General features: G+C 68.7%; 21 protein-coding genes, 1 pseudogene and 1 riboswitch. Of the genes and pseudogenes, 11 read left to right on the forward strand and 11 right to left on the reverse strand.

Annotated features, from left to right (window positions below; all coding sequences use genetic code 11):
- Positions 1-146 precede the first annotated feature (146 nt).
- From metK to metF, 6 genes are all read left to right on the forward strand, one after another.
- A complete protein-coding gene (gene metK, locus LK409_RS21360; RefSeq protein WP_010925730.1) occupies positions 147-1,310 on the forward strand; it encodes a methionine adenosyltransferase in 1,164 nt (387 codons plus the stop codon).
- Positions 1,311-1,420: 110 nt separating this feature from the next.
- Entirely contained in the window at positions 1,421-1,669 is a 249-nt protein-coding gene (locus LK409_RS21365; protein WP_003807192.1) for a DUF1289 domain-containing protein, read from the forward strand.
- Positions 1,670-1,748: 79 nt separating this feature from the next.
- A complete protein-coding gene (locus LK409_RS21370) occupies positions 1,749-2,789 on the forward strand; it encodes a glycosyltransferase family 4 protein (RefSeq protein WP_010927339.1) in 1,041 nt (346 codons plus the stop codon).
- A 57-nt stretch (positions 2,790-2,846) separates the two neighbouring features.
- Positions 2,847-2,967, forward strand: a riboswitch (S-adenosyl-L-homocysteine riboswitch).
- 101 nt (positions 2,968-3,068) lie between these two features.
- On the forward strand, positions 3,069-4,487 hold the full coding sequence (ahcY, locus tag LK409_RS21375; RefSeq protein ID WP_003807196.1) for an adenosylhomocysteinase: 1,419 nt from the start codon (positions 3,069-3,071) through the stop codon (positions 4,485-4,487).
- A 70-nt stretch (positions 4,488-4,557) separates the two neighbouring features.
- Entirely contained in the window at positions 4,558-4,893 is a 336-nt protein-coding gene (locus LK409_RS21380) for a phage holin family protein (protein WP_003807198.1), read from the forward strand.
- Positions 4,893-5,735, forward strand: coding sequence for a methylenetetrahydrofolate reductase [NAD(P)H] (metF, locus tag LK409_RS21385; protein ID WP_003807199.1), 843 nt, complete (start codon positions 4,893-4,895; stop codon positions 5,733-5,735). Before LK409_RS21380 ends, metF begins: the two co-directional genes overlap by 1 nt.
- A 63-nt stretch (positions 5,736-5,798) precedes the next feature.
- Here the strand turns inward: metF and LK409_RS21390 are convergent, their stop codons facing one another.
- The 4 genes and pseudogenes from LK409_RS21390 to LK409_RS21405 form a co-directional block, all read right to left on the reverse strand.
- Complete coding sequence (locus tag LK409_RS21390; protein ID WP_010927340.1) at positions 5,799-6,770, reverse strand: LysR family transcriptional regulator; 972 nt, start codon at positions 6,768-6,770, stop codon at positions 5,799-5,801.
- A gap of 63 nt (positions 6,771-6,833) precedes the next feature.
- A pseudogene (locus LK409_RS21395) lies at positions 6,834-7,854 on the reverse strand (histone deacetylase family protein).
- A 1-nt stretch (position 7,855) separates the two neighbouring features.
- Positions 7,856-9,229 carry an MFS transporter gene (locus LK409_RS21400; RefSeq protein WP_003807204.1) on the reverse strand — a complete coding sequence of 458 codons (1,374 nt, stop codon included), beginning with the start codon at positions 9,227-9,229 and terminating at the stop codon, positions 7,856-7,858.
- Between the two features lie 276 nt (positions 9,230-9,505).
- A complete protein-coding gene (locus LK409_RS21405; RefSeq protein ID WP_010927342.1) occupies positions 9,506-10,186 on the reverse strand; it encodes a 5-formyltetrahydrofolate cyclo-ligase in 681 nt (226 codons plus the stop codon).
- 12 nt (positions 10,187-10,198) lie between these two features.
- On the opposite strand from LK409_RS21405, the gene LK409_RS21410 reads away from it, so the two are divergent.
- Positions 10,199-12,325, forward strand: coding sequence for a lytic transglycosylase domain-containing protein (locus LK409_RS21410; protein ID WP_010927343.1), 2,127 nt, complete (start codon positions 10,199-10,201; stop codon positions 12,323-12,325).
- Positions 12,322-13,416, forward strand: coding sequence for a CCA tRNA nucleotidyltransferase (locus LK409_RS21415; protein ID WP_010927344.1), 1,095 nt, complete (start codon positions 12,322-12,324; stop codon positions 13,414-13,416). Before LK409_RS21410 ends, LK409_RS21415 begins: the two co-directional genes overlap by 4 nt.
- 14 nt (positions 13,417-13,430) lie before the next feature.
- Here the strand turns inward: LK409_RS21415 and LK409_RS21420 are convergent, their stop codons facing one another.
- The 5 genes from LK409_RS21420 to LK409_RS21440 form a co-directional block, all read right to left on the reverse strand.
- Positions 13,431-14,690 (reverse strand): class I SAM-dependent methyltransferase, encoded by a 1,260-nt coding sequence (locus LK409_RS21420; RefSeq protein WP_010927345.1) that lies wholly within the window; start codon positions 14,688-14,690, stop codon positions 13,431-13,433.
- Positions 14,691-14,709: 19 nt separating this feature from the next.
- The gene (locus LK409_RS21425; protein WP_076879785.1) at positions 14,710-16,386 is read right to left on the reverse strand and encodes a DEAD/DEAH box helicase; all 1,677 of its coding nucleotides are present in this window, start codon (positions 16,384-16,386) and stop codon (positions 14,710-14,712) included.
- Positions 16,387-16,624: 238 nt separating this feature from the next.
- Positions 16,625-17,377 (reverse strand): uracil-DNA glycosylase, encoded by a 753-nt coding sequence (locus LK409_RS21430; RefSeq protein WP_003807216.1) that lies wholly within the window; start codon positions 17,375-17,377, stop codon positions 16,625-16,627.
- 36 nt (positions 17,378-17,413) lie between these two features.
- On the reverse strand, positions 17,414-18,106 hold the full coding sequence (locus LK409_RS21435) for an HAD family hydrolase (protein WP_033448378.1): 693 nt from the start codon (positions 18,104-18,106) through the stop codon (positions 17,414-17,416).
- Between the two features lie 88 nt (positions 18,107-18,194).
- A complete protein-coding gene (locus LK409_RS21440; protein ID WP_010927347.1) occupies positions 18,195-18,932 on the reverse strand; it encodes a 5'-methylthioadenosine/adenosylhomocysteine nucleosidase in 738 nt (245 codons plus the stop codon).
- A 158-nt stretch (positions 18,933-19,090) separates the two neighbouring features.
- Here LK409_RS21440 and LK409_RS21445 point away from each other — a divergent pair, with 158 nt between their 5' ends.
- The gene (locus tag LK409_RS21445) at positions 19,091-19,906 is read left to right on the forward strand and encodes a DUF899 domain-containing protein (RefSeq protein WP_010927348.1); all 816 of its coding nucleotides are present in this window, start codon (positions 19,091-19,093) and stop codon (positions 19,904-19,906) included.
- A gap of 5 nt (positions 19,907-19,911) precedes the next feature.
- Here LK409_RS21445 and LK409_RS21450 read toward each other — a convergent pair whose 3' ends face one another.
- Positions 19,912-20,691 (reverse strand): AraC family transcriptional regulator, encoded by a 780-nt coding sequence (locus LK409_RS21450; protein WP_010927349.1) that lies wholly within the window; start codon positions 20,689-20,691, stop codon positions 19,912-19,914.
- Between the two features lie 111 nt (positions 20,692-20,802).
- Between LK409_RS21450 and LK409_RS21455 the strand changes: the two genes are divergently transcribed.
- Both LK409_RS21455 and LK409_RS21460 read left to right on the forward strand, forming a co-directional pair.
- Positions 20,803-21,243 (forward strand): Fur family transcriptional regulator, encoded by a 441-nt coding sequence (locus LK409_RS21455; RefSeq protein ID WP_003807227.1) that lies wholly within the window; start codon positions 20,803-20,805, stop codon positions 21,241-21,243.
- Positions 21,240-21,638: a hypothetical protein gene (locus tag LK409_RS21460; protein ID WP_003807228.1), complete on the forward strand. Its 399-nt coding sequence runs from the start codon at positions 21,240-21,242 to the stop codon at positions 21,636-21,638. The genes LK409_RS21455 and LK409_RS21460 overlap by 4 nt, the downstream gene beginning before the upstream one ends.
- Before the next feature lie 7 nt (positions 21,639-21,645).
- On the opposite strand, the gene nhaA is transcribed toward LK409_RS21460, so the two are convergent.
- The gene (gene nhaA / locus LK409_RS21465; RefSeq protein WP_003807230.1) at positions 21,646-22,842 is read right to left on the reverse strand and encodes a Na+/H+ antiporter NhaA; all 1,197 of its coding nucleotides are present in this window, start codon (positions 22,840-22,842) and stop codon (positions 21,646-21,648) included.
- Between the last annotated feature and the right edge of the window lie 76 nt (positions 22,843-22,918).

Below are 22,918 nucleotides of genomic sequence, written 5' to 3' on the forward strand. Positions count from 1 at the left end.
CGACAGCGGGGGTGGCGCTGGTGCGCCAAGTCCGCGCAAAATCCGCTAAAGCGTCGCGCCCAGATCTTCCGTACATAGCGATCCCGGGGTGCAGCGCGCCTCGTAACCTATGCGCCGGCTTCAGGCCGGTACGTGAGGAAGTATCTGTGGCCAACAACGATTTTCTGTTCACCTCCGAATCCGTCTCTGAAGGGCATCCCGACAAGGTCGCCGACCAGATTTCGGACGCGATCCTCGACGCCATCTTTACGCAGGACCCCAACGCCCGCGTAGCCGCCGAAACGCTGTGCAACACCGGCCTGGTGGTGCTGGCCGGCGAGATCACCACCACCGCCAACGTCGACTACATCCAGGTCGCCCGCGACACGATCCGCCACATCGGCTATGACAACACCGAGTACGGCATCGACTACAAGGGTTGCGCGGTGCTGGTCGCCTACGACAAGCAGTCGCCCGATATCGCCCAGGGCGTGGACCGCAGTTCGGAAGACTATCTGAACCAGGGCGCCGGCGACCAGGGCCTGATGTTCGGCTATGCATGCGACGAGACCCCCGACCTGATGCCGGCGCCGATCTGGTATGCGCACCGCCTGGTGCAGCGCCAGAGCGAATTGCGCAAGGACGGCCGCCTGCCCTGGCTGCGTCCCGACGCCAAGTCGCAGGTGACGTTCCGCTACGTCGACGGCCGCCCGGCCGAGGTCGACACCGTGGTCCTGTCCACCCAGCACTCGCCCGAGATTTCGCAGGCCTCGATTCGCGAGGCGGTGATCGAGGACATCATCAAGCCCAGCTTTCCCGAGGGCCTGATCACGCCGAAGACCAAATTCCTGGTCAACCCCACCGGCCGCTTCGTCATCGGCGGCCCGCAGGGCGATTGCGGCCTGACCGGCCGCAAGATCATCGTCGACACCTACGGCGGCGCGTGCCCGCACGGCGGCGGCGCGTTCTCGGGCAAGGATCCGTCCAAGGTCGACCGCTCGGCCGCCTACGCCGCCCGCTACGTGGCCAAGAACGTGGTGGCCGCGGGCCTGGCGCGCCAGTGCCAGGTGCAGGTCAGCTACGCCATCGGCGTGGCCGAGCCGATCAACATCACGGTGTACACCGAAGGCACCGGCGTGATTCCCGACGAGCAGATCGCCAAGCTGGTGCGCGAGCACTTCGACCTGCGCCCCAAGGGCATCGTCAACATGCTGGACCTGCTGCGCCCCATCTACACCAAGACCGCTGCCTACGGGCACTTCGGCCGCTCGGAGCCGGAGTTCTCCTGGGAAGCCACCGACAAGGCCGCCGCGCTCAAGCAAGGCGCCTGAGCCGTTCTCCCGTGTCGCGAAACGCCCCGCCTGGCGGGGCGTTTCGCTTGGCCGCGCCGGCGGCAGGGATATCGGAACCGGGACGGGGTCCCGATGCTAAGCTGTTGCCCATGACCGATGCTTCTTTTCCCGTCGCGCCACGGGTCGAGTCCGACGAGACGCCCGACCGGCCGGCGCGGGTTTTCACCGCTACCGACTCGCCCTGCGTGGCGGTCTGCTCCACCCTGTTCGACGATATCTGCCGCGGCTGCGGCCGCACGGCGATGGAAGTCGCCAACTGGGTGTTCATGAGCGAAGAGGAAAAGCGCGAGGTCTGGGTACGCATCCAGGCCCAGGGGTATCCGCGCCGCAATAACTGAGGGGCGCACGGCGGCCTGTCTTGGCCATGTCACATCGCGCGGGCTAAATCGCGGCATTGTCCACCTGCCGTCCCGCACCATGCGCATCGTCCTCGTCACGGATGCCTGGCATCCGCAAGTCAACGGCGTGGTCCGTACCTGGACCACCATGCAAGGCCTGCTGCAGGATTGGGGGCACGAGTTGATCGTGGTCAGCCCGCAGGGCAGCCGTACCGTGCCGGCGCCGTCCGAGCCGGACCTGCGCCTGTGCCTGCAGCCGGGGCGCCAGTTGCGCCGCGTGCTGGGCGATGTCGTGCCCGATGCGCTGCACATCGCCACGGAAGGGCCGCTGGGCCTGGCCGCGCGCCGCATGGCGCTGCGCCGCGGCTGGCGCTTCACCACTTCGTTCCACACGATGTTTCCCGACTACCTGCAGGCGCGCATGGGCATTCCGGCCGGCCTGCCGTGGCGCTACCTGCGCTGGTTCCACCGGCCGTCGCAGCGGGTCCTGGTACCTACGCCCACCGTGCGCGACATCGTGGCGCGGCGCGGCCTGGGCAATCTGCAGGTATGGTCGCGGGGGGTCGACGCGCGCCGCTTCGCGCCCGGGCCGCGCGATTTCCTGCCCGAACTGCCGCGCCCGCTGTTTCTCTGCGTGGGCCGCGTGGCGCGCGAGAAGAACCTGGATGCCTTCCTGTCGCTGGCGCTGCCGGGCAGCAAGGTGATCGTGGGCGGCGGCCCCGACGAAGCCCGCCTGCGCAGGAAGTTCCCGGCCGCGCATTTCGCCGGCCCGCAGGCCGATGACCGCCTGGTGGCCTACTACAACGCCGCCGATGTGTTCGTCTTTCCCAGCCTGACCGACACGTTCGGCCTGGTGATGCTGGAGGCCATGGCTTGCGGCACGCCGGTGGCGGCCTTTCGCAGCGAAGCGCCGCTGGCCGTGGTGCAGCAGGGCGCCACCGGCTTTCTCGACGACGACCTGGCGCAGGCCTGCCGCGCCGCGCTGGCGCTGGATCGCGACGAGGTGCGGGCGCACGCGCTGACGCGTACCTGGGACGCGGTGGCGCGCGACCTGCTGGCGGCGTTCACGCCGCTGGTCGAGGCGCCGCTGGCCTTGCCGCCGGCCGCCCAGCGCATATGACGCGCCTTGCATGCGTCACCGTTTGCGGGGCCACGGCGAGCCGGTACAATGCCGCCTATCCCTGAGGAGCGCTGCGACGACCCGGGCCGTGTCCACGGCATGCCGGTCGCCAGGCTCAGGAAATCCTTGTTCACGCGCCGCGCATCGCGCGGCGCCGCAGCAACGGCGCTCACCTTTGTCGCATGAAGCGGGAAAGGCGAGTACGCGCCGTGCGGATCATGGCGCTACGCGTTGTCCGGCTTCATTGCGCGCCGTTCGACTTTCACGTGGAGCCACACCATGAATGCTGTAACCGATAAATCCGTTGCCGACTATATCGTCGCCGATATGGCGCTGGCCGGCTGGGGCCGCCGCGAGCTGGCCATTGCCGAGACCGAGATGCCCGGCCTGATGGCGATTCGCGACGAGTACGCCGCCAGCCAGCCGCTCAAGGGCGCGCGCATTGCCGGCAGCCTGCACATGACGATCCAGACCGGCGTGCTGATCGAAACGCTGGTGGCGCTGGGCGCCGAAGTGCGCTGGGCCTCGTGCAATATCTTCTCGACCCAGGACCACGCCGCCGCGGCCATTGCCGCCACCGGCACGCCGGTGTTCGCCATCAAGGGCGAAACCCTCGAGGAGTACTGGCAGTACACCCACAAGATCTTCGAATGGCCCGAAGGCCGCCACGCCAACATGATCCTGGACGACGGCGGCGATGCCACCCTGCTGCTGCACCTGGGCGCGCGCGCCGAGCAGGACATCTCGGTGCTGGCCAAGCCCGGCAGCGAGGAAGAGCGCGTGCTGTTCGCGGCCATCAAGGAAACCCTGGCGCGCGATCCGAAGTGGTATTCGACCCGCCTGGCCCAGATCAAGGGCGTGACCGAGGAAACCACCACCGGCGTGCATCGCCTGTACCAGATGTCGCAAAAGGGCGAGCTGGCCTTCGCCGCCATCAACGTCAATGACTCGGTCACCAAGTCGAAGTTCGACAACCTGTACGGTTGCCGCGAGTCGCTGGTCGACGGCATCAAGCGCGCCACCGACGTGATGGTGGCCGGCAAGATCGCGGTGGTGGCCGGCTATGGCGACGTGGGCAAGGGCTGCGCCCAGGCGCTGGCCGCGCTGCGCGCGCAAGTGTGGGTGACCGAGATCGATCCGATCTGCGCCCTGCAGGCCGCGATGGAAGGCTTCAAGGTCGTCACCATGGAAGAGGCCGCCGCGCACGCCGATATCTTCGTGACCGCCACCGGCAACTACCACGTCATCACGCGCCAGCACATGGAAGCCATGAAGGACCAGGCCATCGTGTGCAACATCGGCCACTTCGACAACGAGATCGACGTCGCCGGGCTGGAAAACTGCCAGTGGGAAGAGATCAAGCCGCAGGTCGATCACGTGATCTTCCCCGACGGCAAGCGCATCATCCTGCTGGCCAAGGGCCGCCTGGTGAACCTGGGTTGCGCCACCGGCCACCCGTCCTTCGTGATGTCTTCGTCGTTCGCCAACCAGACCATCGCGCAGATCGAGCTGTTCACGCGCAACGAGGCCTACACCACGGGCCAGGTCTACGTGCTGCCCAAGCACCTGGACGAGAAGGTGGCGCGCCTGCATCTGAAGAAACTGGGCGCCAAGCTGTCGACGCTGAGCAAACAGCAGGCCGACTACATCGGCGTGCCGGTCGAAGGGCCCTTCAAGCCGGGCCACTATCGCTATTGATTGATGTAGCACAATAGGGGCGGGGCCGCGCCATCGTGGCGCTGCCCGTCTCATACCAAGGAGATCGAACATGGCTCTGATTCTGGTCTGGATCCTCAATGCGGTCGCGCTGCTGGCGGTGGCCTATCTGCTGCCCGGCATCACGGTGGCCAGCTTCGGCTCCGCGCTGGTGGCGGCGCTGGTGCTCGGCTTGCTGAACATGCTGGTCAAGCCGGTGCTGGTCCTGCTGACGCTGCCCATCACCATAGTCACGCTCGGCCTGTTTCTGATCATTCTCAACGCCCTGTTGTTCTGGTTCGCCGGCTCCGTGCTGCGCGGCTTCCAGGTCAACGGGTTCTGGTGGGCCGTGGCGGGAGCGATCCTGTACAGCATCATCGCCGGCCTGCTGACCAAACTGATCCCCTGATGACCCAATCCACTGCTCCCGCTTTCAGCCTGGAGTTTTTCCCGCCGCGCGACATCGCCGCCCAGGAGCGCCTGGTGCGCGCGGCCAAGCAGATGCTGGCGATCCAGCCGCGCTACGTCAGCGTCACCTTCGGCGCGGGCGGTTCCACGCGCGCCGGTACGGCCGACACCGTGCGCACGCTGCGCAATCTCGGCTGCGACGCGGCGCCGCACCTGTCCTGCATCGGCGCCACGCGCGACCAGCTGCGCGACATCCTGGCGGCCTACCGCGAGCAGGGCGTGCGTCGGCTTGTCGCGCTGCGGGGCGACCTGCCTTCGGGCATGGGCGGCGACGCGGGCGAACTGCGCTACGCCAGCGATCTGGTGGCCTTCATCCGCCAGGAAACCGGCGACTGGTTCCATATCGAGGTGGCCGCCTACCCCGAGATGCATCCGCAAGCCGAAAGTCCGTCGGCCGATCTGGCGCATTTCGTCAACAAGGTGCAGGCTGGCGCCGACGCGGCCATCACGCAGTACTTCTTCAACCCCGACGCGTATTTCGATTTCGTCGAGCGCGCGCAGGCCAAGGGTGTGGCCATACCCATCGTGCCGGGCATCATGCCCATCACCAACCACACCCAGCTGGTGCGTTTCTCGGAGATGTGCGGGGCCGAAATCCCGCGCTGGATCCGCCTGCGCCTGGCCGAATACGGGGACGACAAGGCCTCGATCCGCGCCTTCGGCCTGGACGTCGTGTCCGAGCTGTGCCAGACCCTGCTGGAAAACGGCGCGCCCGGCGTGCATTTCTACACGCTCAACCACGCCGAAGCCACGCTCGGCATCTGGAAGGCGCTCAACGCCTAGCGCCCGGCGCGCCCTTGGGCGCGCTTGGCGCTGGCCGATGGGGATTGCCCTGAGAGGACGGGCTCAGCACGCCCGCATCTCCAGCGGGGTGCGGTGCAGGAAGCGCTCGAACGCGGCCAGAAAGGCCTGTTCGGCGGCGCTCAGCTTGCGCTGCCGGTGCCAGGCCAGGAATACCTCGATCTCGGCCACGTTGTGCTCGGGCGGCAGGCGGCGCAGTTCGCCGGCCAGCACGTCCTGGCGGATCAGGTGTTCGGGCAGGAAGCTGAGCCCCACGCCGGCCACGACCATGCGGCGGATTTCCTCGAGATAGGGCGAGGTGCCCACGATACGGCCGGTGAAGCCCTGCTGGTCGCGGAAGATCGTCAGCGGCGAGAGCGTGTCGCCCAGCTGGTCGCTGGCGAAGCAGACGAAGTTCTGGTCCATCAGGTCCTCGACGCGCACGTTGCGGCGCGAGAAGAAGGGATGGTGGCGGCCGCACACCACCACGTAGCGATGGCGCAGGAACAGGCGCCGTTCCAGCGTGTCGATGGCCTTGCGGCACAGGCACAGTCCCAGCGCCGGCACCCGCTTGGCCAGCGCGTCGAGAATGGCGGCGCTTTGCATGACGTCGACGTAGAACTCCACCTTGGGATAGCGGCGGTGGAAGTGCGCCAGGAAATCGTCGTAGGCCGTGCTCTGGATCTTGCTCATCACCAGCAGCCGCAAGGTGCCCGCGATATCGTCCTCGTCCTGGGTGGCGGCTTCCTCGACGCGCGCCACCATGCCGTACATCTCGCGCGCCAGGCGATAGATTTCCTCGCCCAGGTTGGTGAGGCGGAACTCGCCGCTGCGGCGGTAGAGCAGCACCCCGCCCACCGCCTGCTCCAGTCGCTTGAGCGCCTGGCTGACGGCGGGCTGGCTGAGGTGCAGCGCGGTCGCGGCGCGGCCGACGCCGCGTTCCTGCACCACGAACATGAAGGTGCGCAACAGGTTCCAGTCCAGGCGCTCGGGAGCGAGCGCCGCGGCGGATTTCTTGGGAGCAGGGCTGGCGGACATGGTTTGGGGCAGGCATGAAAAAAGGCGGCCGCGGCCGCCTTTTCCGGATCGACAGGCGGGACCTCAGGCCTTGGCCAGGCCCGCGAAGAAGCGCTCGGCGTTGTCCTCCAGGCCCTCGATATAGTAGCCGCCTTCCTGCACGATCAGCGTCGGCAGCTTGAAGGCGCCGATCGCCTGGCCCAGGCGCTCGAAGCCATTGGCGCTGACCGCCACCATGGCTTGCGGGTCTTTCTCGAACATATCGAAGCCCAGCGACAGCACCAGGGCGTCGGGCTGGAACAGTTCGATGGCCCTGCTGCGCCTGCTGCAGGCGGTCGAAGAACACCGGCTCGGGCGAGCCGTGCGGCATGGGCAGGTTGACGTTGTAGCCATAGCCTTCGCCCGCGCCGCGCTCGTTCTCGAAGCCTGCCACCACCGGATAGAAGTTCTCCGGATCGCCATGGATGGACACGTACAGCACGTCGCTGCGCTCGTAGAAGATTTCCTGGATACCCTGGCCATGGTGCATGTCGGTATCGAGGATGGCCACGCGCTTGTAGCGCTGCGTGAGCATCTGCGCGGCGATGGCGGCGTTGTTGAGATAGCAGAAGCCGCCGGCGGCGTCGCGCCGCGCATGGTGGCCGGGCGGGCGGCACAGCGCGTAGGCATGGCGCTCGCCGTCGAGCAGGGTCTGCGCGCCGGAGATGGCGCATTGCGCCGCCCAGTAGGCCGACTGCCAGGTATGCGGGCCGACCGGGCAGCTGCCGTCGGCCAGGTAGCGGGCCGCCTGCGCCAGCACGCCGCGCAGGGCGTTGGGCTCGCGCACGAAGACGTTCGACACCACTTCGTCGCCCCAGTCATCGGGCAACTGTTTCCAGCGTGCATGCGCCTCCCGCAGAAAGCGCAGGTAGTCCAGCGAATGGACCGCGCCGATCGCGCCGGCCCCGGCGTCGGCCGGTTCGCGCACGTCGAACTTCAGCTTGCGCGCGGCCTCGGCCAGGGCGTCCAGGCGCGCCGGCACTTCCTGGGGCGTGCGCATCTTGCCGCGCGAGAAATAGGTTTGCGGGTGGTGCAGCTTCTGGTCGGGATGGTAGAAGGCTTTCATGTCATGCGCTCCGCAACGGGGCCGTCACCGCATCGGTGCGATGGTTGGCCAGGAAGATTACCGAAATCATCGACAGCAGCGAGATGCCGCTGAACAGCAGGGCCAGCGGCCACCAGTGGCCCTGGAATTTCTCGGCCAGGATGGTGCCCAGGATGGGCGTCAGGCCGCCGAAGATGGCGCCCGACAATTGGTAGGCCATGGAAATGCCGGTATAGCGGATGCGGGTGGGGAAGCTGTCGCTCACGTAGCCGGCAATCACCGCATAGTAGGCGCCCAGGCAGACCACGGCCAGGCCCACGCCCAGCGTCAGGCTGGTCAACGTGCCCTGGTCGACCATGTTGAACATCACGTACGGCGTGAAGATCGACAGGAACGAGGTGATCAGCAGGAAGCGCCGGCTGCCGATGCGGGTGGCGATGTAGGCCGACAGCGGCGTGATGATGAATTGCATCACCGACACCACCAGCAGGCAGTCGAGGATGACGCCGCGGCTCAGCCCCACGTACTGCGTGGTGTAGGCCAGCATGAACGTGTTGGTGAAGTAGAAGCCGGCGATGCCCAGCACGTTGGCGCCCACGGCCAGGGCCAGCAGGCCGGAGGCGCCGCGCAGCACTTCCACGATGGGCGCCTTGTCGGCGGCCTGCTTCGCGGCGGCGTCTTTCAGGCGCGCCTTCTCGGCCTGCTCGGCCAGGAAGTCGGGCGACTCGTTCACGCTCAGGCGGATCGCGAAGCCCACCACCAGCAGCGCGGCGCTGAACAGGAACGGCACGCGCCAGCCCCAGTCCATGAAGGCGGCGTCGTCCAGCGAGGTCACCAGCTTGAACATCAGCATCGACAGGATCAGGCCGGCCGGGCTGCCCAGCTGCGCGAACGAGGCGAAGAAGGTGCGCTTGCTGCGGTCGGGCGAATGCTCGCCGGCCATCAGGACGGCGCCGCCCCACTCGCCGCCCACGGCAATCCCCTGGATGAAGCGCAGCGCCACCAGCAGGATCGGGGCCCAGATGCCGATGGAGGCGTAGGTGGGCAGCAGGCCGATCAGCACCGTGACCGTGCCCATCAGCAGCAGCGTGATGACCAGCGACTTCTTGCGGCCGATGCGGTCGCCGATATGGCCGAATACCGCGCCGCCCAGCGGACGCGCCAGGAAGCCCACGGCGAAGGTGCCGAACGCGGCCAGGGTGCCGTAGAAGCCGTCGACCGATGGGAAGAACAGTTTGCCGAATACCAGGGCGGCTGCCGTGGCGTAGATATAGAAGTCGTACCACTCGATCATGGTGCCGACGAATGCGGCGATGGACGCGCGCACCGGCTGATGGGTGGCCGTTTGGTGATTCCCCTGCATGTTTCTCTCGTATGACTGGCGGATGGCCGGCACGATTGCCCGGTGGCCGCCGTTGTTATACGGCCACCACTGCACATAAGAAAAATTCTATTTATTTATTCGCCATATTCGTTTGATTTATGTGGCGCGCGTGGCGCGCCGCCGCAGGGGCTGTTTTGCGCCATGGCCGGCCAAGAACTGCTTATGAATCAATGAATTGCGATATTTCCGCCGGCCTGGCCCCGACCCTGGCCGCGGCCGGCGTCGGAGACGGGGGTACATCGACCCTAGGGAAAACCCCGGGAGGACGGGCCGCCCGGGTTGGCGTGTTCAGCGCAGCAGGAAACGGCTGCCGGCGCTGCGGTGGCCGGCCGCGGCGCCGCTGGCCACCAGGGGAGCGCCCGGCACCCAGCCGTCGGGCGTGAGAATGGCGTCCAGGGCGATGTCGTGCGCGGCAGCCTGGTAGTCATCCGGCAGCAGCCCTTCCGACCAGGCGATGCCGATGGTGGTCGGCGACGCGTCGGCGGCCTGCCAGGCGGCCAGCGTGCGGTCGTAGTAGCCGCCGCCGTAACCCAGGCGAGCGGCGTCCAGGGTGTAGCCCAGCGTCGGCACCAGCACCACGTCCGGCACCACCGCCGGGCCGGCTGCGGGCTCCTGGATGCCATACGCGCCGGTGCGCATGGCGCTGTCGGGCGTCCAGTCCCGAAACACCAGCGGGGCGTCGCGCTCCTGGACGGCGGGCAGGCAGACGGCGATGCCGGATTCGACCCATTGCTCCAGCAGGGGCAGCAGGTCGGGTTCGTCTTCCATGGGCCAGAAGGCGGCCACGCGGGAAAGGGGGCGGCCCTGGGCGGCGGCCTGTTCGCAGGCCAGGTTGAGCCAGGTGAACAGACGTCCGCGCATCAACAGCGCCCCGCGGCTGCGCTGGCTGCTGGTCAGCTCGGCCCGGGACTGCCGCAATCGCGCGCGCAGCGCGGCTGCGGTATTCTTGGCGGTATTTTGAGTGTGCATGCGGGCCTGGCGATGAAACGAGTGCTTGAAGCAAGACGGTATCAGAAATTGGCGCTCCGTGACGCGGCCGACGGCATGCGTGGCTGGCTGCCGGTGCTGGCGCTTTTCACGGCGGCTTGTGCGCCGGTGGACGCGCAGCAACGCGCCGCGGCCAGCACCGCGCCTGCCGCGGTGTCGATGCAGGCCGCGCCCGATGCCGAACAGGCCAGGCGGCCCATCGCGGTGCCGCCGGCGGTGCTGGCCGGCTTGCCGCCGGCGCCGCAGACTCCCGCCCAGCAGGCCGTGGTGGCCGCGCGCGAAGCGTCCCAGCGCAAGCAGTGGTCCGTGCTCGGCGCGCTGGCGCCGCAAGCCAGGACGGATCCGCTGGGCATGTACCCGGAGTACTGGCTGCTGCGCTACCAGCTCTGGAGTCCGCCCGGCGGCCGCCGGCCGGACGCGGAACTGCAGCGGTTCCTGGCCGCGCATGCCGGCAGCTACCTGGAGGACCGCCTGCGCGGCGACTGGATCCAGGCGGCGGCGCGCGCCGGAGACTTCGAAACCGTGCGCCGCCTGGGGCCGGTCAAGCAGGGCAATGCGCAGATCGCCTGCGCCGGGCTCGACGCGCGCCACATGACCGGGCAGCGCGCCAGCGCCGCCGAGGCCGTGGCGGCGTTCGCGCCGGGCACGGCCTGTTGGGCCCTGTACGACCAACTGGTGGCCGACGGGGTGCTGGGCTGGGACGAGATCCAGCCGCAGCTGCGCGACGCCATCGAGGCCGGCAAGCTGTCCGATGCGCGCAAGCTGGCGCAATACATCTTCGAGCCGAAAGACCAGAAGAGCTACGACCAGATGATGAAAAACCCGATGAAGTGGCTGGTCCGCCAGGACAAGTCGCCGGTCGGGCGCAACGAGAAGGAGCTGGTCACGCTGGCCCTGGCCCGCCTGAACAAGCCGGATGTGAGCGTGGCGGACTCGTACCTGCGGCGCGAATGGTCGCGCCACCTGCCCAGGCAGAACCTGGCCTGGGTGCGCAGCCAGTACGCGCTGGTGGCGGTGCTCAACCAGGATCCGCGCGCCTACGAGTGGTACCGCGAAGCGGGCGCGGTGCGCATGACCGAGTACAGCCATGCCTGGAAAGTGCGCTCGGCCTTGCGCCAGCCGCGCATCGACTGGAAATGGGTCATCGAGGCCATCGAGGGCATGCCGCCGTCGCAGCAGGCCGAGCCCGTGTGGGTGTACTGGAAGGCCCGCGGCCAGGCCGCGCTGGGCCGCGACCAGCAGGCCAGCCAGGCCTATGCCAGCATCGCCGACCAGTTCAATTTCTATGGCCAGCTGGCCGCCGAGGAACTGGGCCGCCGCATCACCGTGCCGCCGGCGCCCGCGCCGGTCACCGATGCCGAGATCGCCGAGGCCCGCGCGCATCCCGGCCTGCGCCGCGCGATCTACCTGTTCCGCCTGGGCTGGCGCGCCGAAGCCGTGCCGGAGTGGAATTTCTCGCTGCGCGGCATGTCCGACCGCCAGCTGTTCGCCGCCGCCGAGCTGGCGCGCGCCGAGGGCATCTACGACCGCGTGGTCAATACCTCCGAGCGCACCGCCGAGCAGTTCGATTTCAGCCAGCGCTTCATCGCGCCCTTCGAAGGCCGGGTCAGCGCCAAGGCGCGCGCCATCGACCTGGACCCGGCCTGGGTGTATGGCCTGATCCGCCAGGAATCGCGCTTCATCATGGATGCGCGCTCGCACGCGGGCGCGTCCGGCTTGATGCAGCTGATGCCGGCCACCGCCAAATGGGTGGCGGGCAAGATCGGCATGAGCGATTTCCGGCCTGGCTCGGTCAACGATTTCGACGTCAATACCGAGCTCGGCACGCAGTACCTGAACATCGTGCTGCAGGGGCTGGATGGTTCCCAGGTATTGGCCAGCGCCGGCTACAACGCCGGGCCGGGCCGTCCGCGCAATTGGCGCGCCTCGTTCGGCCACCCGGTCGAAGGCGCCATCTTCGCCGAAACCATTCCGTTCAACGAGACGCGCCTGTACGTCAAGAACGTCATGTCCAACGCCGTGTACTACGCCGCCATGTTCAGCGGACAACCGCAATCGCTGAAAGAGCGCCTGGGCAGCATCGTGCCGCCGCAGGCGGCCCTGGCCACCAACCAGCGATGAGCAGGACCGACGATCCGGGCGTTGCCGGACTGCAGGTCTACATCGTCGGCGGCGCGGTGCGCGACGGCCTGCTTGGCCTGCCGGCCGGCGATCGCGACTGGGTCGTGGTGGGCGCCACGCCCGAGGACATGGCGCGGCGCGGCTTCATCCCGGTGGGCGGCGATTTCCCCGTGTTCCTGCATCCTCGCACGAAAGAGGAATACGCGCTGGCGCGCACCGAACGCAAGTCGGGACGCGGCTACAAGGGGTTCACCTTCTACACCGGCGCCGACGTTACGCTGGAGCAGGACCTGCAGCGGCGCGACCTGACGGTCAATGCGATCGCCCGCACGCCGCAGGGCGAACTGGTCGACCCGCTCGATGGCGTGGCCGATGTACGGGCCCGCGTGCTGCGCCACGTGGGCGAGGCCTTCGCCGAGGACCCGGTGCGCATCCTGCGTCTGGGCCGTTTTGCCGCGCGCTTTGGCGACTTCAGCATCGCGCCGGAAACCATGCAGCTGTGCCGCCGCATGGTCGAGGCCGGCGAGGCCGATGCGCTGGTGCCCGAGCGGGTCTGGAAAGAAGTGTCGCGCGGGTTGATGGCGCAGGCGCCGTCGCGCATGCTGGATGTGCTGGCCCGGGCCGGCGCGCTGGCGCGCGTGATGCCCGAATTGCACGACGACGCGGCGGTGCGCGCCGAGATCGATCGCGCCGCGGCCGCGGGCCTGCCGCTGGCCGGCCGCTATGCCTTGCTGTGCCGCCATACGCCCGAGCGCGACGCGCTGGGCCGCCGGCTGCGCGCGCCGGTCGAATGCATGGATCAGGCTCGCCTGCTGCCGCTGGCGGTCGACGCGCTGGCCGCCAGCGCGTCGACCGCCGCGCAACTGGACCTGATCGAGCGCTGCGACGCCTTGCGCAAGCCCGAGCGTTTCGACGCGCTGCTGCAGGCGGCGGCGATCGTGGCGCCGGTGGACCTGTCCGCCTGGCGCGCGCGCGTGCAGGCCGTGCGCGCCATCGACGCCGGCGCGATCGCGCGGCAATGCGCCGGCGATCCGGCGCGCATCAAGCCGGCGCTGCGCCAGGCGCGCTTGCAGGCGCTGGGCGGCGCGTAGGGATTGCGCCGGCGCTACAGGGTGCCGCGCCGGTCGCCGCGGGCAAAGCCCAGCAAGGGTTCGGGCATGTCGCGGCCCACGGCCAGCACCTTGAACAGTTCGCCCATTTCCGCTTCGGACAGCAGTTTCTGCACCGGCGCCACGGCTTGCGCGTAGGCGCGCGCATCGGCCGGATCCAGCTGCGAAAGCGCGTCGAGCAGGCCGGCGTTTACCAGGAAGCGCGCCTGCGACAGGTAGCCCAGCACCTGCAGGCCGCCGGCCAGCGCGGCATCGGCCATGGCAGTGAAATCGACGTGGCTGGTGATGTCCTGCAGGCCGGGCGCGGCGAATGGGTCCGCGTGGGCATGGTGGCGAAGGTGGCACATCAGCGTGCCGCCGGCGCGTTGCGGATGGTAGTACTCGCTGCGCGGAAATCCGTAGTCCAGCAGCAGCGCCGCGCCGCGTTGCAGCCACAGGCCCATGCTGCGGACCCAGGCCTCGGCTTGCAGGTTGATTTCCGATACGTAGCCGGGCAGCGGCGGCATGCGTTGCGCCACGGCTTGCGCGAGGGGGGCGTCGGCGTCGCGATCCTGCCAGGCGAATTCGCCGTTGGCGTCCACGGTGACGCCACGCTCTTGCACCACGCCGGTCTCGCTCCAGCGAAACAGCGTGGCCGGCATGGCGTCGAGCACTTCGTTGCCGAGCACGCAGCCGGCGAATGCATCGGGCAGCTGGTCCAGCCATTGCACCCGATCGCCGAATGGCGCCAGGCGGGACTGCTGTCGTTGCCGCAGATCGGCCGAGACTTCCACGATCAGGTAGCGCGCCGGGCAGTCCAGGCCAGCGAGCGCGCGCAGCACGCCTTCGGCCAGCGCGCCGGTGCCCGCGCCGAATTCGAGCACGCTGGCGGTGTCGGTTGCGCGCAGGACCTGCGCGATCTGGCGCGCCACGGTGGCGGCGAACAGCGGAGTCAGTTCGGGGGCGGTGACGAAGTCGCCGGCCGGCAGGGCCGGGCCTTGCGCATCGGCGGGCGAGGCCAGCTTGGTGGCGCCCGCGGTGTAATAACCCAGCCCGGGCGCGTACAGCGCGGCCGACATCCATTGCGAGAACGGCAGCCAGCCGCCGGCAGCGGCGATGGCCGCACGCAGGTGCCGGGCCACGCTCGCGCTATGCGCGCTGGCGGCAGGGTCGAGAGGGGGAAGCGAAGAGGAAGCAGGGCGTTGCATGGCTGCTATTTTCCCATGAAGGGAAAACGCCCGGTGGAGCGCAGCGGCGCGGGCAGGCCCGCGCCGCATGGTCCGGTTGGTTCAGGCCTTAGCCGCGGCGGGGCGCGGCCGGCTTGGCAAAGCGCTTGGCGGGGCCGCCGGGGCGCTTGTCGAACGAACGGCCTTCACGCGGGGCGCCATGCCAGCCGCCTTCGCGCTGGGGACGGTCGCCGAAGCTGCGCTGCGGGCGGTCGCCGAAGTCGCGTTGCGGACGGTCACCGATGTCGCGCTGGGGGCGATCACCAAAGCTGCGCTGAGGACGATCGCCGAAGTCGCGCTGCGGACGGTCGCCGTAGGGGCGCTGGGGACGGTCGCCGAAATCGCGTTGCGGACGGTCGCCGTAAGGGCGCTGGGGCCGATCGCCGAAGCTGCGCTGCGGGCGGTCGCTGGCGTCGCGTTGGGGCCGATCGCCGAAGTCGCGTTGCGGACGGTCGCCATATGGGCGCTGGGGCCGATCGCCGAACTCGCGCGGCGCGCCGTAGCCGCCGGGACGCTTGCCGCCCATCGGCTTGCCGCCGCGGCGCGGGCCGCCCGTGTTCGGGCGCGGGGTGCGCTGCGGCTCCAGGCCGGCGATGACTTCGGCGTTGATCGACTGGCCGATGTAGTGCTCGATGCGGCGCACTTTGTGGCGTTCGGCGTGCGTGGCCAGCGTGAAGGCCTGGCCGTCGCGGCCGGCACGGCCGGTGCGGCCGATGCGGTGCACGTAATCCTCGGCCTGCAGGGGCAGGTCGAAGTTGACGGCGTGGCTGATGCCTTGCACGTCGATGCCGCGCGCGGCCACGTCGGTCGCCACCAGCACGCGCAGCTGGCCGCGCTGAAGCTGGCCCAGCGTACGGGTGCGCTGGCGCTGGTTCATGTCGCCATGCAGCGCCGCGGCGGCAAAGCCCTGGTCGGCCAGGCGGTCTGCCAGGTCGTCGGCGCCACGCTTGGTGGCCGTGAACACGATGGCCTGGTCCAGGCGCGCGTCGCGCAGCACGTGGTCCAGCAGGCGCATCTTGTGCGCGGCGTCGTCGGCGTACAGCAGGCTTTGCGTGATGTTGGCGTGCTTCTGGCGATGGCCGGCGATTTCGATGCGCTGCGGCTCGCGCATCATGCGCTCGGCCAGGCGCGCCACGCTGCCGTCCAGGGTGGCCGAGAACAGCAGGGTCTGGCGCTCTTTCGGCAGGCGCTCGATGATGGTTTCGATATCTTCGATGAAGCCCATGTCCAGCATGCGGTCGGCTTCGTCCAGCACCAGGGTGTGCACGGTATTCAGTTTGACGCGGCCGGCTTTCAGGTGGTCGATCAGGCGGCCCGGGGTGGCCACCAGCACGTCGACGCGGCGCGACAGCGCCTTGAGCTGCGCGCCATAGGGCATGCCGCCCACCACGGTGGCGGTGCGCAGGCCGGGCAGGTTGCGGCCATACGACGCCGTGGCGTCGGCGACCTGCAGCGCCAGTTCGCGCGTCGGGGTCAGCACCAGCACTTGCACGCCGACGCCCTTGTTGCCGGGCTGGTGGGCGATGCGGTTGAGCGCCGGCAGCATGAACGCGGCGGTCTTGCCGCTACCGGTTTGCGAAGAGACCATCAGGTCGGCGCCGGCCATGGCCTGGGGAATGGCAGCGGCCTGCACCGAAGTGGGTTCGGTGAAACCGGCCTCGCTCAGGGCCGAGAGAATAGTGGGCGCCAAGCCCAAGTCTTCGAAAGACATAGCTTTTCCTTGCCGCATATAGCGGCGCATATGCATGCGCCAGGCCGAACAAGGGAAAAGGTGTCGGTCCGGGCAGCGGTTGATGGAGCATCGTGCCGACCGAATCAACCGTGCGCGGATTGCGCTTGCAACTTCAAGCGCGGGGCGAAAGGAAAGAGGTCAGGAAGCGATGAGCTTCGGCATGGGCCGGCAGCGTGTAGCCGTGCCGGAAAGACTGCGTCGAATGCGCATCAAAAGCGCGTGTATGCCGAATCTGGTTTGTGCAGTGCAGGGATCATAACGCGAATTCCCCTTGACGGGAAGCATTATTTTGCTCACCCGACCAATCTACCGGTTTCTGGCCGCGTTGTTGCAGCCACGCATTGGTCTGGCGGAAATGGCCGCAACCGACAAAGGGCACCGGGGGGCGGCGCGCCGACAGGGGCGACGGGTGGTTGGCCGCTAGCACCAGGTGCCCGGCGTCGGCCGGCACCAGCGCCTGCTTGGCTTGCGCATGCGCGCCCCATAGCAGGAAGACTTTGGGGGACGGGTCGCGTGCCACCTCGGCGATCAGGGCGTCGGTGACGGTTTCCCAGCCGCGCTTGGCATGCGAGCCGGGCTGGCCGTCTTCCACCGTCAGCGAGGTATTGAGCAGCAGCACGCCCTGGCGCGTCCAGGCCGACAGGTCATGGCGCGTCGGGCGCGGATAGTCCACCGCGATCTCGTTGAAGATGTTGCGCAGGCTGGGTGGGCACTTGCAGTCGTCCGGCACCGAAAAGGCCAGGCCCTGGGCCTGGCCGGGCCCGTGGTAAGGGTCCTGGCCCAGGATCACGACGCGCACGTCCGCCGGGGCGAGCTGGTCCAGGGCGCGAAAGGGCGTGGCCGGGTAGACCACGGCGCCCTCGGCCAGGCGTTGTTCGACGTGTCCGAGAACGGATGCGAAGGCGCGCGCCACGGCGGGTTGTTCCAGGACGTGGCGCCAGGCGGCGGGCAGGGCGGCGGCCTGGGCGGCGAGCGCGGCGGGGGCGAGGCGGTTGTCGTTCGGCATGGACGCGATTGTGGCACAGGCCGGTTGGCGTTCCGGCTAGCCGGCGGCGCGCCAGGCGGCCAGCACGGATGGCAGTTCGGCCATGTCGGTCAGCACATGGGCCACGCCGGTCGCGAGCAAGGCCTGCGCGTCGCTGTGGCCTGCCTGGCCGGGCGGGCTGTAGCCGAACACGGTCGCGCCCGCGGCCACGCCGGCGGTGGCGCCGATGACGGAATCCTCGACGATCGCGCAGCGCGATGGCGCCACGTCCAGCGCCTGCGCCGCCGTGAGGTAGACGTCGGGAAACGGTTTGCTGCGCGGCAGTTCCTGGCCGCTGAACACGCGGCCAGTGAAACAGTCGGCCAGTCCAACCTTGGCCAGCTGCATTTCCACCTTGAGGCGGTCCGCGCCCGAGGCCACGGCAACGCGGCCATCCAGGGCGGCGTGCAAGGCGCGCACGGCCTGCGGCGCGCCGGGGATCTCGACCAGTTCGCGGTCCAGCGCATCGTTGCGGCGCTGGCGGAACTCCCGGAACCATTCGTCCGTCAGGCGCGTGCCGGTACGCGCTTCGATCAGGGGCAGCTCGTCGCGTACCGCCTTGCCGGTGAAGATCCGCATCGTTTCTTCCGGACTGAGTTCCCAGCCCAGCTCGCCCAGCATCTGGCACAGCACGCGGTTGGTGATGGGTTCGGAGTCGACCAGTACGCCATCACAATCGAACAGCACGGCGTCGAACGGAAAATCGGTCATTGCGGCGGTAGGGGGGAGGGTTGGTAAAGCGTCCAAGCATACCCCGTGCAACGCAGGTAGCGCCTGTCCCCGCTGGGACAGGCGCCGTTCAATCCCGCGCCCCGCGCGGCATATCGAGGAACCCGCGCAGCACGCCGGCCGAATAGACGCTGGCCACTTCGCGCAGAAAGCCCTGGAAGTCCACCATGGCGCTGCCGTCGGCGCGGTCCGAGACGGTGCGCATGACGGCGCAGGGCACGCCGAATTCATGGCAGACCTGCGCCACCGCGGCGCCTTCCATTTCGACGCACAGCGCGTCGGGCAGCGCCGCCTTCAGGCCGCGCAGCGTATCGGCACGGTTGACGAAGCAGTCGCCGGTGGCGATCAGGCCGCGATGCACGCTGGGCGGCACCGCGCGGCCCGCCGCATGGCCGGCCAGGAATCCCGTGGCGCATCGATGCAGCCGTTCGGTCAGGCCGGCATCGGTGGCGAAATGCGAACGCTCCAGCAGCGGCACCTCGTATTGGGGAAAGAGCGGGCGGGCGTCCAGGTCGTGCTGGATGAGGGCCGTGCCGATGACGATATCGCCCACGCGCACCGAGTCGTGCAGCCCGCCGGCCAGGCCGGTGAATACCACGGCGTCGACGGGAAACTCGCGCAGCAGCGTGGCCGTGGTGGCGGCCGCGGTCACCTTGCCCACGCGGGTGAGCACCAGCACGCAGGGTTGGCCGCGCAATTCGCCCACATGGTAGTCGCGCATGCCGATGCGCCGCGTGACGGCGCCCGGCCCCATTTCGTCGAGCAGCGCCCGGATTTCGTCGGTCAGGGCGGCCAGTATTCCCAGCATGGAAGTCTCTCGCGCCGGGCTGGCCGGCAAAGCCTGCATTATGGCCGTTGCCGTACTTCCTTCAGTTAAGTCCTGATTTGCAATTTGTTAGTTGTAATTCAGGACTTCGAGAGTTATACCGCAATGACGGGTTGCGGACCGGTCGCAAGGAGGCGGCTATGCAGACATCGATGGAAGGTCATGAAGTGGTATCGCGGCAGGCCTGGCTCGAGCGGCGCCGCGCGCTGCTGGAGCGCGAGAAGGCGCAGACGCGGCTGCGCGATGAACTGGCCGCGCAGCGGCGCGCCTTGCCGTGGGTGCGGGTGGACAAGCCGTACGCGTTCGAGACCGCGCGCGGCCGGCGCACCCTGGCCGATCTGTTCGACGGACGCAGCCAGCTGATCGTCAAGCATTTCATGCTGGGCCCGGGATGGGGCGAGGGCTGCGTTGGCTGTTCGTTCGAGGTGGATCATGTCGAAGGCGCCTTGCTGCATTTGCGGCACCATGACGTCGGCTATGTGGCGGTGTCGCGCGCGCCGCTGGCCGAGATCGAGGCATTCAAGCGCCGCATGGGCTGGGGTTTCGAGTGGGTGTCGTCGTATGGCGACGATTTCAACTTCGATTACCACGTGTCGTTCACGCCGCAGGACATGGCGCGCGGGCGCGGGCAGTACAACTATGCCGAGACCGAGCTGCCGATCGACGAGCTGTCGGGCCTGAGCGTGTTCTACCGCGATGCGGTCGGCGAGGTTTTCCACACCTATTCGGCCTATGGCCGTGGGGCGGAGGAGGTGCTGGGCGCCTACATGCTGCTCGATCTCACGCCCAAGGGGCGCAACGAGACCGGGCCGCGCCACGACCTGACGGACTGGGTGCGCCATCACGATCGTTATGGCGCCGCCGGCCAGGTGGCGGCCACCGGGCGCTACGAGGCGTCCGGCGGGCAAGCGCCGCCCGATGCGGCGCCGGGCTGCTGCGGCGCGCCGCATACGTAGCCGGGTCAGGCGTTGCGCGCGAAGTATTGGCTGGGCGTGACGCCGTAAGTGGCGCGAAAACTGCCGATGAAGGCGCTTGGGCTGTCGTAGCCGACGGCCAGCGCCACGTCGGTGACCGGCTTGCCGCCGGCCAGCAATTCCAGCGCGCGCAGCAGCCGTACCTTCTGCCGCCATTGGCCCAGCGTAATGCCGGTTTCGCCGCGAAAGCGCCGCATCAGCGTGCGGGCCGACATGTTCAGGCGTTCGGCCCATGCCTCGATGCTGCTGCCGTCATCGGGGCTGGCCAGCAGCCGCACGGCCAGTTCGCGCAGGCGGCGTTCGCGGGGCATCGGCAGGGTGTGGGCGCTCTGCTCGCACAGGCCCAGTTCGGTCAGCAGGATGTCGAACAACCGCTCGCCGTAGGCGGGCGACAGCGCCGCGCCGGCCGGCCCGGCCAGGCGGTCGATCAGCGCGTCGACCAGCGGCCGCAGCGGCCAGGCGCTGGTGTGTCCCGGCAGCCGCGCGCACGCGTCGGCGCGCACATAGAGGAAGGTGCCGCGGGCGTGGCCGAACCAGTGCGCCTCGTGCATGATGCCCGGCGGCACCCAGCCGATGTTGCCAGGCGCCATGGTCAGCATTTCCGTGTTGCCCTGCACCAGCGCCAGGCCGGTCTGCACCAGGACCAGCATGCCTTCGGCGTGGCTGTGCGCGGGCACCGAAATCCCGCGCGCCTGGCGCGCCCGCTCGATGCTGAAGGCGGTCAGCAGATGGGCCGGATTGACGGTGGGGGGGCCTTGCTCAAGCATGGATTGGCAGGTTTGAGAAACAGGTTGACGGGTTTTCGCAAGCCAAGCTCAATCTAAATGTACATCATTCTCATCATTGGGGCTTGGCCCTTTCAGACGAGGATGATTGGCATGGTGGGCAAGGATCTGCGCAGCGCCGGCATCAAGGCCACCCTGCCGCGCCTGCAGGTGCTGGAGGTGTTCAACCGCCATCCGGACCGCCACTTGAGCGCGGCCGAGGTGTATCGCACGCTGGCTGCCGAGCGCACGCCCCTTGGCCTGGCTACCGTCTACCGGGTGCTCGGCCAGCTTGCCCAGGCCGGCGTACTCAGCCGGCTGCAACTCGATCCGCACGGCAGCCTGTTCGAACTGGCCGGCAAGGGCCGCCATGACCACCTGGTCTGCACCCGCTGCGGCCGGGTGGTCGAATCCGCCGATCCGGCGATTGCCCGCCAGGCGGCGCGGGTGGCGCGCCGCCACGGCTTCGTGCTGGAAACCTACAACCTGGGCCTGTACGGGCGTTGCCGGACATGCAGCGCGCTGGTGTCCGGCCCGAAAGGAGTGTTCGAATGAATCAGGCAGACTTCCGCTATCACGACGTGACCGGGTTTCCGCTGGTGGTGGCGCGCCATCGCGCCGGCGAGCCCGGCTTTGCCGCCCGTTGGATCGCCGAGATGGAGCGGCTGGCCGGCAATGCCGCGCAGTTCGTGATGATCGTGCCCGACCTGGATGTCGAGATCGCCCATGACGATCGCAAGGCCATGGTCCAGTGGCAGACCGGCAACATGGCGCGCCTGCGCGAGTGCTGCAAGGGGTTCATCGCGGTCAAGCCCGACCCGTCCGGGCTGGCGCGCACCCAGGCGCAGGCCGAGAAAATGACCCGCGCCTTCGGCCTGCCGTTCTGCGCGGTGGCCACGCTGGCGCAGGCGCGCGAGAAGGCGCGCCAATTGCTGGAGCCGGCCGGCTGAGGCGGGCTCAGTCGGCCGGCGGCAGCACGCGCAGCAGCGCGTAGCCCAGCACGGCCGACACCAGCGAGCCGGTCAGCACGCCGATCTTGGTGGCGTCGATGGTGGCCGCGTCGTCGAAGGCCAGCGCGCCGATGAACAGGCTCATGGTGAAACCGATGCCGCACAGCAGCGCGACGCCATAGAGCTGCGCGAACGAGGCATGGCGCGGCATGCTGGCCAGCCCGGTCCGGATGGCCAGCCAGGCAAAGCCGAACACGCCCAGCTGCTTGCCCAGGAACAGGCCCAGTGCGATGCCCAGCGGGATGGGCGCGGTCAGGCTGTCGATGCCCATGCCGTCGAACGATACGCCGGCGTTGGCGAATCCGAAAACAGGAACGATCAGCAGGGCCACGGGACGGTGCAGGGCGTGCTCCAGCGCATGCAGGGGCGAATGCTCGGCGCCCGGCTGGCGCGGATCCTGGCGGCGCAGCGGAATGGCCAGCGCCAGCGCCACCCCGGCCAGCGTGGCGTGCACGCCGGATTTCAGGACGAAATACCACAGCAGCGCGCCCACCAGCAGATAGGGCGCCAGGCGCAGCACGCGCAGGCGGTTCAGCACGCACAGCGCCGCCAGCAAGCCGCCGGCCGCGGCTAGCGCGGAGGTATTGAGCTCGGCGGTATAGAACACCGCGATGATGGCGATGGCGCCCAGGTCATCGAGAATGGCCAGGGCGGTCAGGAAGATCTTCAGCGACGTGGGAACGCGGCTGCCCAGCAGCGCCAGGATGCCGAGCGCGAAGGCGATATCGGTGGCCGCCGGGATGGCCCAGCCGCGCAGCCCCGCCGGGTCGCCCTGGTTGACCAGGAGATAGACGAGGGCCGGCATCAGCATGCCGCCGGCCGCCGCCACGCCGGGCAGCACGATGCGCGACACGCCCCGCAACTGGCCGTCGAGCATCTCGCGCTTGATTTCCAGGCCGACCAGCAGGAAGAACACCGCCATCAGGCCGTCGTTGATCCAGTGCAGCACCGACTCCTTGAGGGTGAAGGCTTCCGATGCATAGCCCAGCTTGGTGCCCAGCAACTGGAAATAGGCTGGCGCCAGCGGCGAATTGGCCACGATCAGGGCCAGGACGGCGGCGATCATCAGCACATAGCCGCCCAGGGCTTCGGAGCGCAGGAAAGCCTGCAGGAGGGATGGAGCGCGGGTAGGAGTCGTGGGCACTGTTCTCGGCAATGGTTTTGTCAGAAAGCTGAATTTAAGCTGAACGTTTCCGAGTGTTCGCCAGATTTTGCCTGCA

The organism is Bordetella parapertussis (assembly GCF_020735925.1).
In the GTDB taxonomy this organism is placed as follows: domain Bacteria; phylum Pseudomonadota; class Gammaproteobacteria; order Burkholderiales; family Burkholderiaceae_B; genus Bordetella; species Bordetella pertussis.